The organism is Janthinobacterium sp. 344 (assembly GCF_900112025.1).
In the GTDB taxonomy this organism is placed as follows: Bacteria; Pseudomonadota; Gammaproteobacteria; order Burkholderiales; family Burkholderiaceae_D; genus Janthinobacterium.
Map to the genome: position 1 here is coordinate 117,082 of NZ_FOKL01000006.1, position 15,967 is coordinate 133,048.

Annotated in this window: 14 protein-coding genes; 4 read left to right on the forward strand and 10 right to left on the reverse strand. The window is 65.1% G+C overall.

Going from position 1 to position 15,967, the window contains the following annotated elements; all coding sequences use genetic code 11:
* Positions 1-52: 52 nt before the first annotated feature.
* The 8 genes from BM193_RS17060 to BM193_RS17095 all read right to left on the reverse strand — a co-directional run bounded on the left by BM193_RS17060 (position 53) and on the right by BM193_RS17095 (position 9,030).
* On the reverse strand, positions 53-1,072 hold the full coding sequence (locus BM193_RS17060; RefSeq protein WP_092798678.1) for an ABC transporter permease: 1,020 nt from the start codon (positions 1,070-1,072) through the stop codon (positions 53-55).
* Positions 1,053-2,540, reverse strand: coding sequence for a sugar ABC transporter ATP-binding protein (locus tag BM193_RS17065; protein WP_092798679.1), 1,488 nt, complete (start codon positions 2,538-2,540; stop codon positions 1,053-1,055). The genes BM193_RS17060 and BM193_RS17065 overlap by 20 nt, the downstream gene beginning before the upstream one ends.
* Entirely contained in the window at positions 2,540-3,565 is a 1,026-nt protein-coding gene (locus BM193_RS17070; protein ID WP_092798680.1) for a LacI family DNA-binding transcriptional regulator, read from the reverse strand. Before BM193_RS17070 ends, BM193_RS17065 begins: the two co-directional genes overlap by 1 nt.
* A gap of 192 nt (positions 3,566-3,757) precedes the next feature.
* Positions 3,758-4,669, reverse strand: coding sequence for a glycerophosphodiester phosphodiesterase (locus tag BM193_RS17075; RefSeq protein ID WP_092798681.1), 912 nt, complete (start codon positions 4,667-4,669; stop codon positions 3,758-3,760).
* Positions 4,644-6,248, reverse strand: a complete 1,605-nt coding sequence (locus BM193_RS17080) for a hypothetical protein (RefSeq protein ID WP_254786295.1) — start codon at positions 6,246-6,248, stop codon at positions 4,644-4,646. Before BM193_RS17080 ends, BM193_RS17075 begins: the two co-directional genes overlap by 26 nt.
* A 1-nt stretch (position 6,249) precedes the next feature.
* Positions 6,250-7,134 (reverse strand): hypothetical protein, encoded by an 885-nt coding sequence (locus BM193_RS17085; protein ID WP_092798682.1) that lies wholly within the window; start codon positions 7,132-7,134, stop codon positions 6,250-6,252.
* A gap of 34 nt (positions 7,135-7,168) precedes the next feature.
* The gene (locus tag BM193_RS17090; protein WP_092798683.1) at positions 7,169-8,206 is read right to left on the reverse strand and encodes a hypothetical protein; all 1,038 of its coding nucleotides are present in this window, start codon (positions 8,204-8,206) and stop codon (positions 7,169-7,171) included.
* Positions 8,203-9,030 carry a hypothetical protein gene (locus tag BM193_RS17095; protein WP_092798684.1) on the reverse strand — a complete coding sequence of 276 codons (828 nt, stop codon included), beginning with the start codon at positions 9,028-9,030 and terminating at the stop codon, positions 8,203-8,205. Before BM193_RS17095 ends, BM193_RS17090 begins: the two co-directional genes overlap by 4 nt.
* Positions 9,031-9,234: 204 nt before the next feature.
* On the opposite strand from BM193_RS17095, the gene BM193_RS17100 reads away from it, so the two are divergent.
* The 4 genes from BM193_RS17100 (at position 9,235) to BM193_RS17115 (ending at position 13,742) form a co-directional block, all read left to right on the forward strand.
* Positions 9,235-10,557, forward strand: a complete 1,323-nt coding sequence (locus BM193_RS17100; RefSeq protein ID WP_175533327.1) for a caspase family protein — start codon at positions 9,235-9,237, stop codon at positions 10,555-10,557.
* A gap of 85 nt (positions 10,558-10,642) precedes the next feature.
* Complete coding sequence (locus BM193_RS17105) at positions 10,643-11,455, forward strand: hypothetical protein (protein WP_092798686.1); 813 nt, start codon at positions 10,643-10,645, stop codon at positions 11,453-11,455.
* A gap of 175 nt (positions 11,456-11,630) precedes the next feature.
* Positions 11,631-12,362, forward strand: coding sequence for a hypothetical protein (locus BM193_RS17110; protein WP_092798687.1), 732 nt, complete (start codon positions 11,631-11,633; stop codon positions 12,360-12,362).
* 114 nt (positions 12,363-12,476) lie between these two features.
* On the forward strand, positions 12,477-13,742 hold the full coding sequence (locus tag BM193_RS17115) for a DUF6445 family protein (protein WP_092798688.1): 1,266 nt from the start codon (positions 12,477-12,479) through the stop codon (positions 13,740-13,742).
* 133 nt (positions 13,743-13,875) lie between these two features.
* On the opposite strand, the gene BM193_RS17120 is transcribed toward BM193_RS17115, so the two are convergent.
* Positions 13,876-14,817, reverse strand: coding sequence for a LysR family transcriptional regulator (locus BM193_RS17120; protein ID WP_035823672.1), 942 nt, complete (start codon positions 14,815-14,817; stop codon positions 13,876-13,878).
* 173 nt (positions 14,818-14,990) lie between these two features.
* A complete protein-coding gene (locus BM193_RS17125; RefSeq protein ID WP_092798689.1) occupies positions 14,991-15,965 on the reverse strand; it encodes a glycoside hydrolase family 43 protein in 975 nt (324 codons plus the stop codon).
* Positions 15,966-15,967 lie beyond the last annotated feature (2 nt).

The window sequence follows — 15,967 nt, forward strand, 5'->3', positions numbered from 1 at the left end:
CTCCAAGGTTGTGGGCGCCCGGTGGCCGCCCTTTCAGAACGCCGCTGTTTTTTTATTTGCGGCCCCGCTGCAGGAAGGCGACGGCGATGATCACCACGCCTTGGACTGCGGCATTCAGGTAGACACTGATGATGCTGGTCAAATTCAGGATGTTGCTGATCACGGACAGCAGGATGGCGCCGATCACGGTGCCGACGATGCGCCCCTCTCCCCCTTTCAGGGCCGTGCCGCCGACGACGACGGCGGCGATCGCTTCGAGTTCCCACAGCAAGCCCGTCGTCGGCGTGGCCGAGCCCAGGCGCGGCACATACAGCACGGTGGCGATGCCCACGCAAATGCCCAGCAGCATGTAAGTGGCGATTTTCACCCGGTCGACGTTGATGGCCGCATAGCGCGCCACTTGCTCGTTGGAACCAATCGCCTGCACGTGGCGGCCAAAGGTCGTGCGGTTCAGGATGACGGCGCCGGCCGCCGCGACGAACAGGAAAATCCAGATGGGAATCGGCGCGCCCAGCACGCTGGTGTAATACACGGGGCTGTACAGCTCGGACAGGGTGGCGTCCAGCGTCAGCGCGCCGCCATCGGCCAGATACGTGAGCACGGCGCGGAAGATGCCCAGGGTGCCCAGGGTGACGATGAACGGTTCGATATTGCCCTTGCTGATTAATAAACCGTGCATCAGGCCGAATCCCGCGCCCAATATCAATGCCATGGCGATGCCCAGCACCAGCATGGTGATGGGCGCCAGGTTGCCGCCCGCGCCTTGCGCCAGCGCATTCATGAAATAAATCATGCAGCCGGCGATCAGCGCCGCCATCGAGCCCACGGACAGATCGATGCCGCCGGAAATGATGACGAAGGTCATGCCGACGGCGATGATGCCGATGAACGCCGTGCGCGTGAGCACGTTCATCAGGTTATCCACGGTGGCGAAGTCGCCATTGAGCAAGGTGCCCGCGATGCACAGAGATAACAGGCCCAGCACGGGGCCAAAGCCCTTGATGCGTGCGCCCAGCCTGGCAGCGGCGGCGGCCATCGGAGATACGGTCGTGTCAGTGCGTGCCGGTTGCATGGGCAATCAACTCCTCTTCAGTCAGGTGGTCAGCGGACAGGGTGGCTTGCAAGGTGCCGGCGCGCATCACCGCGACTCTATGGCACAGGCCGATCAATTCGATCAGTTCGGAGGAAATCACGATCACGGCGCGCCCTTCGGCGGCCAGGCGGTGGATCAGAAAATAAATGTCGCGCTTGGCGCCCACGTCCACGCCACGGCTCGGTTCATCGAGCACGATGACGCGGGGGTCGGAATGCAGGTATTTCGCCAGCGCCAGCTTTTGCTGGTTGCCGCCGGACAGCATGCGCGCGCGGCTGTCCAGGTCGCCCGTGCGGATATTGAAGTCAAGCACGGCCTGGGCCAGCGCCGCTTTTTCGCCTGCCACGTCGAGCCACGGCCGCGCGTAGCGCTGCATCGTCATCATGGTGAGGTTTTCGCGCAAGCCCAGGTTCACGTGCAGTCCCTTGCCCTTGCGGTCTTCGCTCAAATACGTCATGCCGTGCTGCATGGCTTGCTTGGGGGTACGAATATCCACCTGCCTGCCGTTCAGGGTGATGGCGCCGGCGCTGCGCGGACGCAAGCCCAGCAGCGCCTCGAACGATTCCGTGCGCCCCGCGCCCACCAGGCCCGCAAAGCCCAGCACCTCGCCGGCGCGCACCTCGAACGACAAGTCCCTCGACCAGCCGGGCACGCTCAAGCCATCGACCTTCAGCAGCACGGGCGCGTCAGCGGCCAGCGCCACCTTCGCCGGGAACATGTCGGACAATTCGCGCCCCACCATCAGGTTCGCCATCTGCTGGCGCGTCAGGCTGGCCGTCGGCTCGCGCGTGACGAAGCGGCCGTCGCGCATGACGATGACCTCGTCCGTGTTGCGCTCCACTTCATCGAGCTTGTGCGAGATGTACAGGATGGTGACGCCGTCCGCTTTCAGCTGGGCCATGACGGCGAACAGGCGCCGGGTTTCCGACGACGTCAGGGTGGCCGTCGGCTCGTCCATGATCAGGAAGCGGGCGCGGCGCGACAGGGCCTTGGCGATTTCCACCAGCTGCTTCTCGGCGACGATCAGGTCGCGGATCTTGGTGTCGGGCGCCACGTCCAGGCCCACCTGTTTCAGGTAGCGCGTCGCCTCTTCCCCCATGGCGGCCTCGTCCAGCAGCCAGCCGCGCGTCTTTTCGTGGCCTAAAAACATGTTTTGCGCCACCGTCAGGTGTTCGGCCAGGTTGAATTCCTGGTGGATCAGCACGATGCCGGCCGACTCCGCCGCGCGTGAACTGCTGAAACGCCGGGGCTGGCCATCGATCAGCAATTGCCCTTCGCTCACGCCCTCGTAGCCGGCGAGGATTTTCATCAGGGTCGACTTGCCGGCGCCGTTTTCGCCCAGCAAGCCATACACGCGCCCTGGCGCCAAGGTAAAACTGACGCCATGCAAGACGCGCACGGGGCCGAAATCCTTGCACACCCCCTCGAAACCGACGGCAACGCTCACTATGCACTCCCTCGCAGAATTAATCGGTGTTGCAGCAGCACGCCCGGCACCTGCGCCGCCGGGTCCGCCAAGCGCTGCAGCAGCAAACGGGCCGCCGTCTCGCCCAGCTCGCGCATCGGCTGCGCGATGGTGGTGAGGCCCGGATCGATCTGCGCGGCGATGGCGATATCGTCGAAGCCGATCACGGCCACGTCTTGCGGCACGCGCAGCGACAACTGGCGCAGCGCGCTCAAGACGCCGATGGCCAGGGTGTCGGAGACGGCAAAGATGGCCGTGGGTGCGTCCGGCCCCGCCATCATGTCCAGCGCCGCCTGCGTGCCGGCCGCGTAGTCGAGGCTTTGCACCGTGCGCACCCACTGCGGCTGCACGGGCAGGCCGGCCCCCGCCAGGGTGTCCAGGTAGCCTTGCTGGCGTTGCCGCGCATACAGGTAGCGCTCATCGGAGTTGATCAGGCCGATGCGCGTGTGGCCGCGCGCCAGCAGATGCGCGACGGCGTCCGAGGCGGCCCGGTGGTTGTCGATGCCGACATACGGCACGGCCACGCCGGGGTCGAATTCGCAGCAGGCCACCCACGGCAGGCTGGCGGACTCGTGTGACAGCGCATGCTGCACCGTGTCCGGGTCGAGGCAGATGGCGCCATCGGCGCGGTGCATGCGCAACAAGTCGAAATAGGAGCGCTCGCGCCCCGCATCGGCGCCCGTGTCGCACAGCAGCACGAAGTAGCCGTGTTCGCGCGCCACCGTGTCGATGCCGCGCACGATCTGCGCATAGAAGGGATTGCCCACGTCCGGCACCATGGTCAGCAGCATGCGGCTCTCGGCCGTGCGCAGGCTGCGCGCCAGGTGGTTCATGCGGTAGCCCAGCGCGGCGACGGACGCCAGCACCTTGTCGCGCGTGGGCGCCCGCACCCCGGCCTGCTCGTTCATCACGCGCGAGACGGTGGCCACCGACACGCCCGCATGCGCGGCGACGGCGCTGATGGAGACGGTTTCGGTCGCTGACGAGGAGGGAACGGCTGCTGGCATAAGGCTTGTCAATAAAATGTAATCGATTACATTTATAAGCCAGCTGCGCACGCGATGCAAACATTATCGATGCTGCGTTGCGCAAAAATGCGGCAGAAAAGACCGCGCCGCGGCGTCAAAAAAACATGCCGTGCAGAGGAAGGAAAGGCATCTGCTGCACGGCAAAACGGCCGCGCGGCAGACCAGGGGAAACTACTTCATCATCGAACAGAACGTCTCGGGATTGCCATCGAGAATCACGCCGCTGGGCCAGCGCTGGCTGCGCTGCCGGGCGCGCAGCAAGGACGCGGCCAGGGCCGAATCGCCATCGACGGCGTACACGAAGACGGGCATGTTCAGGCTGGCTGCATCGCCGAGCAAGGTGGGATTGGCATCGAGGCTGCGCGCATCGACGTGCACGCCCACAGGCATGCCGATCTGCTGCTGCACGCGCTGCAGCCACGGCTTGTCCAGCTTGGGCGCGCGCGCGTTCTTCGCCAGGTAGCGGCTGACCCGGTTGCTGCCGGCCGCCTGCGCATTGCGCGCGTCAAACACCAGCAGCCCCAGATAGCCTTGCGGGTCGGCGCGGCGCGCGCAGGCCAGGTTGTTCGGCACGCCCGAGGTCAGAAACCAGTTGCCGTGCTTGATGCCACTGCGCAATTGCGCCACCAGCGCGCCGATCGGTGCGCACGAGGGCACGACGTCCTTGATTTCCGCATTCAAGGTCTTGCCGGGAAAGGCCGTGGCCAGGTCGGCGATATCGGTGACAAACGGCGGCGTTTCCGGCGTGGCCACGCCGCGGTTCTTCATGCTGGCGGCGCGCCAGTCGTCGGCTGTCAACTGTTTCACGGTGCGGGGCGATCCCGTATCGACGACTCGTCCCGTCAACAGATCGTGGTGCACGACCCAGTGGCCGTCGCCCAGCAATTGCAAATCCGTCTCGACGCCGTCCCAGGTGCCGAAATACGTGTTGCGCAAGGCGCTCAGCGAATTTTCCGGCGCATTGCCGGCGCCCCGGTGGGCATGCACCTTCATGCCCAGGCAATCGGCCCGGACAGTCGTGCTGGCCAGGCAGAGCAGCAAGGCCAGTGCGCTTGCCTTATTTTTGTTGCGCGTGATAACCATAATGAATTCCCTGCAAAACATGGATGCGGATCGCTTCGTTGACGGGGTAGCTGTAGCCCTGCCCCACCGCCACGACGTGCGTGATATTGGCCAGGATGGCCTTGCCGGCGATGTTCCAGCGCGTGCTGTCCGGTTCGGGCTGGCGCGTCCAGTCCAGCATCTGGCCGAACAGCTCGCTGCGCGTGACGTTGTTGTCGAGCAGCGAGAGCATGCCCCAGGTGCCCGCGAACGCCGTCGCCAGCACGCCCGTGGCGATCCAGGCGGAGCGGCGGCTCAGCTGTCCATCGGCGCCCGCCTGTTCGCCGCGGCGCATGGCCAGCAGCAATAATACGACGGTGGCGATCAGGTACAGCAGTTTCGAAAAGTGGCCGATGGCGCCCAGCAGCGAGAAGAACAGGGCGACCGGTGGCACGATGGCGGCGCGGGCCGCTTCCTTGCCTTCATGGAAGAATCTGCCGCCCGCTTCAAAATCCGTGCGGCTGGCGCGGTATTCCACCAGCCTTTCCGCCGTCTGGCGGTCGAGGAACTGGTCGAACAGGCGGCCGAAGTCAGCCGGACTCGCATACGCCGATTGCACCGTGGCGCCGGCCGGCAGTTTCAAGGCGTCGCGCAATTGCGCCTGCACGCCAGGGCGCGCCACGAAGGCGGCAAACGGCAAGCCCGGTGGAATGCGCTCGCCCCGCACGGTGACGCCCTTGCTGGCCGCCTCTGCCGTGTAGCGGCGCTTGACGGCGGCGCGGAAGCTCAGCTCGTCGGCGGGATGCCAGTTGGACGAGACAGGCACTTTCTTGCGCACATTGTTGACCACGGCTGCCCGGTGCCGGGCCGGCACGGAATGCGGCTGCCAGCCACGCCGAGACAGGCTGCTGCGGTATTCGTCCCATGAGGATTGCTGCTTGGCGCGCAAGCCGGCATCGCTATCGGGAATGATGCCCGCATACAGTTCCCACTTGCCGGCCAGCTCGCGCATCGCCTCTTGATATTTGTCATAGTAACCGGCCGGACCACCGGCCACCTGGCGCACGTTGGCACGCACCAGCTGTTCCTTGGCCGGTCCCATGCGCTCATCGAGGTGCCGCACGGAGACCGCCAGGAAAGGGAAGAGGGCCAGGAAAGACTTGCCTTCCGGCTTGGCGAACAGGGTGGGATCGTCCACCAGGCCCTGCAGCTGCAGGCTGCCGCCTACCAGCGAGCGCTGCAGCAACGTGGTGTTGAAGGCCATGCGGCGAAATTCCGCGTCGCGCGTATTGACCAGCACGTTCACCGTGGTCTTCAGCACGCCAAAGACGACACCGGCCGTGACCACGCAGCAGACGATGATTTTCATCCAGCTGGGCCCGCTGCCATTATTCTTCAGGCGGCGGCGCCACATCAGTTGCAGCACCACCAGCGCGGCGGCGATGCCGGACAGGCTGCGGCCATAAAACTCCACGCCCTCCACGTCTTCCGGCTTGACGTTGCCGCCCACCACGTCGAGCAGGCGGGCATTGAAACCCAGCTCGAAACACAGGTAAGCAATCGTCAGGACGATCAGGATCAAGGTCTGCCGGATTTGCAGACTGCGCAAGCTCGCGGCCATCTTATTTCCTCAAGTCGATGACGACAGGCTTGATTTCTTCTGTCTGGAAACTCATGGCGGCCGGCACGCGCGAGGCGCTGTCGGCGGCGCGCGCGGCGGGGACGGCCGCTGCCGGCGCGCTTGGCACGCTGCGTGCGGGCGCGGCGGCCGGTGTTTCTTGCGCTACCTGGCGGCGGCTCTTGCCGGCCGCGCGGCTGTTGCTTTTCGGCGCCGGGGCAGGTGCCGGCGCGGCCGCGGGCGGCGCCGGGATTACGCGGCCACTGCCGTCGCTGCCCGGCATGGCGGCGATGGCCGGCCCCGTGGCGCGCAAGGCATCGTCGGCAAACGGCTGCGCCCGCGTATCGACGCCGGGCGGCACGGCCACGCTGGCGTTGAGCAGGCGGTTGTCCGTGTAGATCATGCGCGACAAACGGTTGTAGTTGGGGAAGTCGATATTCAGCGATTTCGCGTCCGCCGCCAGCTCCACGCGGGGGCGGTCCTTGCAGTTGCCCACCGTCCATTGCAGCACGTCCGTGCCCTGGAAGGCCAGCACGGCATAGCGGTAGGCGCAGCCGCGCTCCTGCGTTTCGACGATCACCACGGTGCGCTCGCCCACGTTTTCCACCCGCGCCACGCGGGCCGTGATGGCATTGGCCAGCGGCACGACGCGGAACGCCTGCGACAGCTTGATCGAATACTTGCCCTGCGGATCTTTGCGCAAGGTGCCTTCGGTGCCGTCGCGCAAGCGGAAGGTGGATACCGGCGTGCCGAACAGCTCGGCCGTATCGAGGCCGACCATCACGCCGCCACGGCCGTTCGGCGTCATGGCGCAACCCGTCAACAGGATGCCGGCGGCCACGCCAGCGATCAATTTGCGCCAGTGCGCGGATGCAAAATTCTTATACATTGTCATGCTGGATAACTTTCTCTTATTTCTGGATTCAGGGATTGATCACGGCCAGCGGATTGCCCGGGCCTGGCGGCGGCAAGACTTTCTGGCGGTCGCGCGACAGCAGGGTGAAGGCGCCCAGCGTGTCCGGCCCGGCGACGATTTCCAGCTGCTCGCGCTGCAGCCAGGTGCGGATCTCCGCCTCCGTCGCGTCGGCGCGGAACAGCACGCGCAGGCGCACGCCCGTCTCGACGCCGCTGCCGCCGCTGCGGAATTCCGCATTACCGATGACAGCCTGATCTTTCGGCAGGAACAGCCAGGCCGACTGCACCACCATCACGCTGGCGGCCACGGCCGTGACGACTTTCAGCCAGCGGTTGGCGTTGGCGGCCCGGAGCGGCGTGGCAAGCGGCGCCGCCGTGCGTGGCGCGGCGGCATCGGCCAATGGAATCTGCAACTGCTGCAGCCCCTGGCGCAGCAATTGCCGGTACGCCACGCGGCCATCCTTGCCCAGCTCACTCGACAGGGGCGTGCCCGTCAAGGCGTAATCGTCGCCTGGCAGGGCCACGCGGGCGATCACGCCCGGCGCGGCGGCGGCGCCATTCGCGCGGCCATGCGCTTCCAGCCAGCGCGCCGCCTGCAGGCGCTCCTGGCTGAACACGCCCAGGCAGGCGCCCAGGTCCGTCACGGCCACGACCACGGGCATGTCGCACAGCACCAGCCCGGCGCGCGGGTCGGCGGGCGCGTCGCGTTCTTCCACCACCAGGCCGCAGGCATCCGCATACGACGCATCTGGCGTGACGAGCCAGCCGCGCCAGCGCTGCTGCGTGCCATCCCAGGCATCGAGCAGCACGGCGCCAAAGCCGGGACGGCGCGCCAGCAGGTGGATTTGTCCGCCGGCGATGGGCCGCGCGGCCAGCGGCGCCGCATCGCTGCGGCGCGCAAAGCGTGCCATCACATGTTCCGGCACGCCGATGCCGCGCCAGTCGGGCGTGTCGCCCGTCACGTCGCCCTCGAGCAGCTCGATGGCAGCTGGGGGCGACGGCAGGCGTGCGGCGACGATGGCCAGTGTGGGCGTCAATGCAGTCATGCCGATGGCCTTTCATCCGGGTTCGAAGGGGTGGACACGGGGTCCATGTGCAGGGATAACGCGGCCACGCACAAAATATCCAAAATTATTTGCGCCGCCTGCATGTCGCGCGCGGTCAGGGCATCGCCCACGCGCAGCTTGAGCAGGCTCAAGACCCAGCTGCCCAGCAAGGTGGCGCGGTGGGCCGGTTCGACCACCTGGCGTCCCGCGCTGGCGGGATCGCCCTTTTGCCGGTGCACCAGGCCCAATTTTCCGCCGTGGTAATGCGCCGACGCGATCTGCTCGGCCAGTTCCTTGACGGGCATGCCGCCACAGCCGCAATGGCGCAGCAGCAGGATCAAGTCACGGGGCAAGGTGGTCATCAAACTGTCGGCCGCGTCGCGCACCTGCAGCGGCGTCAGCTGGTAGTCGCGCAGCGGCGCGGCATACGCGTCGGGCGCCTGCAAGTCGCAGCCCTCTTGCGCATCGGCATCCTCGTCATCACGCTGCTTGCGCAACTGGTCGATGATGAAGCGCTTGAAGTACAGGAACAAGGCACCGACGTGGTGGGGCGCCGCATCGCTGTCGCCATGCAGGACTTTTTCGATGAAGAACTGGTGGCGCAGGTCGGCCAGGGTATCGCCCAGCGACGCCGCCTCGCGCGGGCGGCACGGCGTCAGCGCGGCGATGACGCGCTGGTAAAACTCGCCCAGTTCGCCTTGCGTCAGCTGCTGGCGGCGGGTCCAGAAATCATGAATGCGTTCAAATTGTTCCGATTGCAAAGCCGGTCCGATCGTGTATTGGGGCGGCACGCGCCACTGGCCGGCGGCGTGGCGCACCGGCAAACAAGCAATGCGCTAGCCAGACAGGGAAACTTGTCAGTAAGGTAAAATGCATTTAAGCAATTTTCTCATATCAAAGTGGAAATCGCTAACTTTTGTTACTTCCACGACAATTCCCGAGACCCCATGCAGCGCCTGATTCCCCTGTTGTTCAGTCTATTTTTTGTACTCTGCGCTCCTGCGGCGCAGGCCGCCGCAAGCGCTGCCATGCCAGCCGCTCCCGGCAAGCGCATCGCCCTGGTGATCGGCAATGCCGCGTATCCGCAGCCCTTGCTGAACCCCGTGAACGATGCGCGCGCCATGGCCGAGCGCCTGCGCCGCCTGGGTTTTGAAGTGCTGTTGCGCACGGACATCACGGCGGCGCAATTGCAAAAGGCGTCAGCGGAATTTTCCACGCAGGCGCGCGGCGCCGATATCGCCCTGGTGTTTTACGCGGGCCACGGCGCGCAGGCGGGCGAAGCCAACTATGTGCTGCCGCTGGGCGCCAACATGCATGCGCTCAGCGCATCCGCCATCGCCGCGCAGGGCGTGTCCGTCTCCAGCCTGGCGGGCGATTTGCAGCGCACGGGCGCGCGCGGCGCCGTGCTGATCCTCGACGCTTGCCGCCAGGAATATACGCGCGGCGGCGCCACCGTCCCCGTGCCCGGCGGCAGCAACGCGGCCAGCCACGGCTTTGCCGATACGCAAGCGCCACGCGGCGTGGTGATCGCCTATTCGGCCGGCCCCGGCGCGCTGGCGCGCGATTTCTGGTCGCCCGATTCGCGCAACAGCCCGTACACGAGCGCCCTGCTCGACGCGCTGGACGCGCCGGGCTTGCCGATGGCCGACGTCTTTTCGCAAGTGGCGGCCAGGGTTGCCGCCATGACGCACGACGTGCAAAAGCCGCGCGTCTCGTTCGGCGAAACGTCGGCGCGCCTGGTGCTGAACATGGGCAGCGGCAAGGGTGTCAGCCCGCCGGCGCCAGGCGTGCTGGCCGGCGCGCAAGGCCAGGGCGGCATGCGCGCACCGGTCCCGGCGCCTGCCCCAGCGGTGGAAAAGCCGGCCGCCCCCGGCGCCAGGACATGGCCAGGCAACGTGCTGCAAGACATCAACCATGAAATCCGCCTGCAGATCGCGGCGCGCCCGTTTCCCCGCCAGCAGCTGGAAAAGCGCGCGCGCGGCGGCGACCTGGTGGCGCTGACGGCGCTCGGCTATGGCATCGGCGGCGGCGATGCTGGTGTGAAACAGCCGAAGGCGGGCATGCAGTGGCTGGAAAAGGCGGCCGCCAAGGATTTCCCGATTGCCCAGACCTATCTGGCGGAATTGCTGATGGTCAAGGGCGATCCCGCCTCCCTGAAGCGGGCGGGCGTGCTGCTGGACGCCGCCTCGCAGGCGGGCTACAGCCCCGCCCATGCGTATAAATTCGACCTGGCGCGGCGCACGGGCGCGCCGCCGCAGGAAGCGGCCCGGCATCTGCAGGACGCTTTCATGGGCTTGATGAAGGATTACCAGGGTGCCGCCAAGGACTTCATGCAGCCGCCCAAAAAATAATTCAAAATAATTTTAGATTTCCCTGCACTGCCCCCGTTATCCGTGGGTACATGCAATACAGCATGACAGTGACCAGGGAAATCTCATGCAACCATTCAGCACCACCGGCCAACGGGGCCGCATCCTCGCCTACCAACCGAGCGGACAAGGTTCCGTCAGCGTGGCCGGCATCCAGCATGCCTTCGACGTGTCCACGCACTGGCGCTCGGACGTGGCGCCCGCCATCAACGCCGTCGTCGATGTGCGCTTCAACGACGCGGGCGGCCTCGACACCGTCACGGCCATTCCCGCGCAGCAGCTGGCGCAGGAAGACATGGCCGGCGCCGCCAAGCTGGCGCGCGACAAGGGCCAGCAGCTGTGGGGCCGGGCCGTGTCCGCCCTGGGCATCCAGGTGCTGGGGGCGCTGGGCGTGCTGATCGCCGGCGCCTTTGTCTTCAACACCCTCGGCATCCGCCTGTTCGCCACCGTGTCGCGCACCTACTGGCAGCTGCTGGGCCTGTCCGCCGACAGCCTGGAAAGCTTTGCCCGCGATGGCGGCAGCGGTTTTACCTCGGCCCAATTCTTCTTCCTGCTGGCCATTGCCGCCTGCTGTGCCACCATGGTTAGCCGCCACCCGAAAGCGGCGCTGGGCAAGTGCGCGCCGCTGCTGTTCATCGTCCTCCACAGCAGCTTGCTGTTCATCAAGATCAAGGGCGCCGTCAGCGACGCGGGCAACGCCATGGGCGGCATCATGGGCAGCCGCGCGGCCCGCATGGCCGAACAGATGGCCAGTGAAATGCTGGGGCAAGTGTGGCAGGGACTGTCGTTCGGCATCGGCTTTTACCTGGTGCTGGCCGCCAGCATTGTCCTGGCCGCTTACGGCGTGGGCGAATACAAACGCTTGGGAGGCAAGCACTGAAAACCTACTGCGCAGCCCACTTCCGGGTCGGCGTTGCTCACCGTACATAAAGTACGGTTCCGCTACTCAACCCGGCATTGGGCTTGCTCGCTACGGTTTTCAGCGCTGCCGTGACTTTCACAACCCTAAAAATTAACACCGTCACTACCTTCTAACTGATCTTAAAGGAAATATCATGAACCGTACCCTGCCCGCCCTGCTCGCCATCGCCATCCTCCTGTCCGCCTGCGGCAAGCCCGCCGAGCATGCCACGCCGGCGGCTTCGGCGCCCGCCACCAGCGTGGCCGACATGGCTGCCAAGGCGCAAGTGAAAGCGGCGGCCGCCAGCCTGCCGCAAGCGGACCCGGCCACGCCAAGCGCCAGCTATGTCGACATCACGAGCGGCAATCAGCTGATGTACAGCTACATCGCCCTGTCCGGCGTGCCGCCCGACTATGCGGCCGTGGCGCAGCGCATCTCGCGCGAATATGCGGGCAGCAACGACGCCTTCCGCAAGCAGGAAGTGCTCGACGCCCTGAAACCGCAGATCGACGCCAAGGTCAATGAGGCCAAGACGAAGCGCTACCTGCGCTACCAGATCAATGGCCAGGGCGCGCTGTCGCCGTACGCCATGGACAAGGCCGCCTTCCCCGCCAAGTTCGCCGAAGCGGGTACGTATTACTACATGTACGACAACGGCGACTACAAGCTGGCATTTACCAACGGCGACGGCTACTCGCTGCTGAAGGTGGACCAGGAGGCGGCCCGCAAGATCGAGGCGGCGCGCAGCGGCTACAAGGATTTCGCCATCATCGTGTATGCCTATGCCCAGGAAGCGGACATGGCCAGCAACCAGGTCAAGGCGCAGATCGTCAAGGTCGCGATCAAGCTGAACGGGCAGGAAATTCCTGTGCAGCAAGCACTGTAAACCCAAGGGCAGGTACCGGGGTCGGACCCTCAGGGTCCGACCCCGGCCTTCGTTTGGGTTCACGACCTCGCCACTTGCAGTTACACTATTCGCCAACAACATCGAGAGTGAGACATGGGCGAACAGACACTGGCGGAACAACAGCTGGCCAAGGGCCGGCAACTGCAGCAGCAAGGCAAGCTGATCGAAGCGATCAACGCCTATCAGGCGGCGTACAAGCAGGACCCTGCCCTGGCCGAAGCCCAGCATTTCCAGGGCCTGGCCATGCTGGAACTGGGCCAGGGCACCATCGGCCTGGGCCTGTTGAAACTGTCGCTCAGGCAGCAGCCGGACAACGCCCTGTTCCACTACAACCTGGGCAATGTGCTGCGCGGCACGGACAGCGCAGCGGCGCTGGACAGCTACGCCACGGCGGCGCGGCTGGCGCCCGATGCACACGACTACGCCATCGTGCATGCCGAATTGCTGCTGGGGAAACAACGGCTGGCGGAGACCATCGCCGAACTGGAACGGGCCCACGCGCTGCGCCCGCAGCGCTGGCAAACCCTGCAGGGCCTCGCCGAGCTGTACTACCGCATGGGACAGCAGGAACTTTCTTTGGCCCGCTATGCGCAAGCGCTGGCGCTGCATCCGGCGCTGGCGGACAGCTGCCGCATCGGCTTTGCCGCGCCCAGCGCGCGGAATCCCGAACGGCCCAGCGTGCCGCAGGTGGCCGCTGAACTGCAAGACTTCGTGCGCGAAACGGACTTGCACATCCTCGACGATTTCCTGCCCGACCCGGCCGCCTGGCGCGCCCAGGCGCTCAAGCTAGCGTTCGAGCAGCAGCGCTATGCGGGACAGAACTATCCGGGCAGCCAGACGGCGGGCCAGCCCAGTCAAGCCATCATGGAGCGCATCGCCACGGCGCTGGGCCGCCCCATCCGTTTCATTTCGCCCGACAACGGCTCGTATCGCCTCAGTTATGCGGACGCGATGGCGCGCACGGATATCCACGTGGACAATGAGACGGGCAACAATTTCAATTTCTATGCGGGCGTGCTGTATTTGAACCCGCCCGAGCAGTGCCAGGGCGGCACCACGTTCTGGCGCCACCAGCCCAGCGGCTGGTACAGGCGACTGCCCGAGGCGGACGTGAAAGCGGGCGGCTACGCCAGCTTCAAGGATTTCCAGAAACGCTGGCTGCCGAACAGCAAAGTGCAGAAATTCAACGACTTGCAGGAACAGCGCGACAGTTGGCAAGCCCTGCTGGAAGTGCCCATGCGCCACAACCGCCTGATCGTCTACAAGGGCCACTACTTTCACTCGATCAGCAATGTGTTTGGCGACACGCCGGAGAATGGGCGATTGGTGCAGCTGTTCTTTTTTGAAGTGCCCGATTGAACCCCAAAAGCAGGATACGGGGTCGTACCCTGAGGGTACGACCCCAGCATTTGCCGTGGGGTTTAATACATATCCCGTAAATCCGGGGTCAGACCCGGCGGGTCTGACCCCAGCTCTTCAGCCGTCGGATCAATCAATACATGTCCGCAGCCGTGGCGCGCACCGCTTTCAACAGCATGTCCGCCCCCGGCGACAACAGATGATCCTGCTGGCGGATGATGCCGAAGGCATCCATCTTGCACGGCAGTTCGATGGGCAAAATGCTCAGCACGTTCAGCGATTCGTAGTAGTGCGCCACTTCCGTCGGCATCACGTGCAGCGAATCCGTCTGCTGCAGCAGGGACGTGATCAAGAGCAAGGCGGTGGTGTCGACCACGTCGACGGGCGGTTCCAGGCTGGCGCGGCGGAACATCATGTCGAAGCGGTGGCGCAGGATGCTGCCCTGCGGCGGCAGGATCCACGGCTGGCCCGCCAGATCCTTCAATTGCAGATTCTTGCGTGACAGCAGCGGGTGGCCATTGCGCGCCACGGCGCTGGCCGGCTCTTCCGTCAATTCCTCGTAGATGAGGCCGGCGCTGCTTTCCTTTTCCAGGATGCGCCCGATCATGAAGTCCAGCGTGCCATGCTGCAGCATGTCCATCAGGGTATTGCTGTGCTCCAGGTGCACGCCGATGCGCATCAGCGGCGCCTGCTGCTTGATGCGCGCGATGGCGCGCGGCAGCAAGGCCATGGCCGGCGTCATGATGACGCCCACTTCCACCTGGCCCGTCAAGCCTGATTTGAGGGCCACGATGTCGTCATGCGCCAGCGACAGGCTCGTCAGCGCCATGCGCGCGTGGCGTATCATCGTCTCGCCGTAGATGGTCGGCTCCATGCCGCGTGGCAAGCGGTCGAACAGGCGCACGTCGAGCATCTCTTCCAGGTCCTTGATTTGCTTGGACGCGGCCGGCTGCGTCATGTGCAATTCTTCCGCCGCGCGGTGGATGTTGCGCTGCTCGTCAAGGGCGATCAGCAGCAGCAATTGCCGCGTCTTCAGGCGGGCTCGCAAGAACCAGTTGGGGTTGAGGGTATCCATGAATAAATCATATCATGATCGATATCAGTTTCTCACCGGGATCGATCTTATTGATATCGGTTTGTCTCCTTTTTTACAATGCAAAAACCCAAGAGCAAAGGCCGGGGTCAGTCGCTGCGCGATCGGCGTGCGCCCCATCGGGGCGCACGCCCCCGGCGGGCCTGACCCCGGTACTAACTTGCCTTGCAGGCGGCGCTCGGGTTGGCGGCCGGACCAGCCGTTTGCCGGATGAATTCGATCGTGCCGTCCGGCTTGTATTTCAGCTCCTCCACGGCGACGGAGCGGCGGTATTCGCCGCCACCGGGCAACTTGTCGTTGTGATAGAAGATGTAGGACTTGCCGTTGAACTCGATGATGGCCTGGTGAATGGTTTTTACGATGGCATTCTTGTCCATGATGGTGCCGCGGAAATGCCACGGGCCCGTGGGCGTCGGCCCCGTCGAATACGCCGTCTCTTCGGGGAAGTTGCGCGAGTACGACAGGTAATACGTGCCCGCATGCTTGTGCATGTAGGCCGCTTCCGTGAAGGCATCCATGCCGAAGGTCATGATCGGGCCGTCCAGCTCCGTCATGTTGGCTTTGAGCTTGGCGTACTTCAAGACCGTGTTGCCCCAATAAAGGTAGGCCTGGCCATCCGTATCGAGGAAGACGGCCGGGTCGATATCGTCCCACGGAATCGCCGTCTGTTTCGTCATGTCGTTCGTGATCAGGGCGCTGCCGCGCGCGTCGACGAAGGGGCCCGTCGGGCTGTCCGAGACGGCCACGCCGATGGCCTTGCCGGGGATGGTTTTATGGTCGACGGTGGAGTAAAAATAGTATTTTCCGCCGCGCTTGACGATGTCGCCCGCCCACGCATCCTTGCCGGCCCACGCGAAGGTCGAGTAACGCACGGGCGAGCCGTGATCGGTCCAGTTCGCCATGTCGCAGGAGGAATACACGCGCCATTCATTCATGCGGTAATCCGTGTCCGTGGCGCTCGCTTCATCGTGGCCCACGTACAGGTACACCCTGCCATTGTCGACCAGGGCGGCCGGATCGCCCGTGTAGATATTTTTCACGATGGGGTTGGCGGCCTGCACGCCGGACGTGGCGCAGGCGAGCGCCGCCGCCATGCCGATGGCTGCGGCACGTATTTGTTGCTTCAACATAA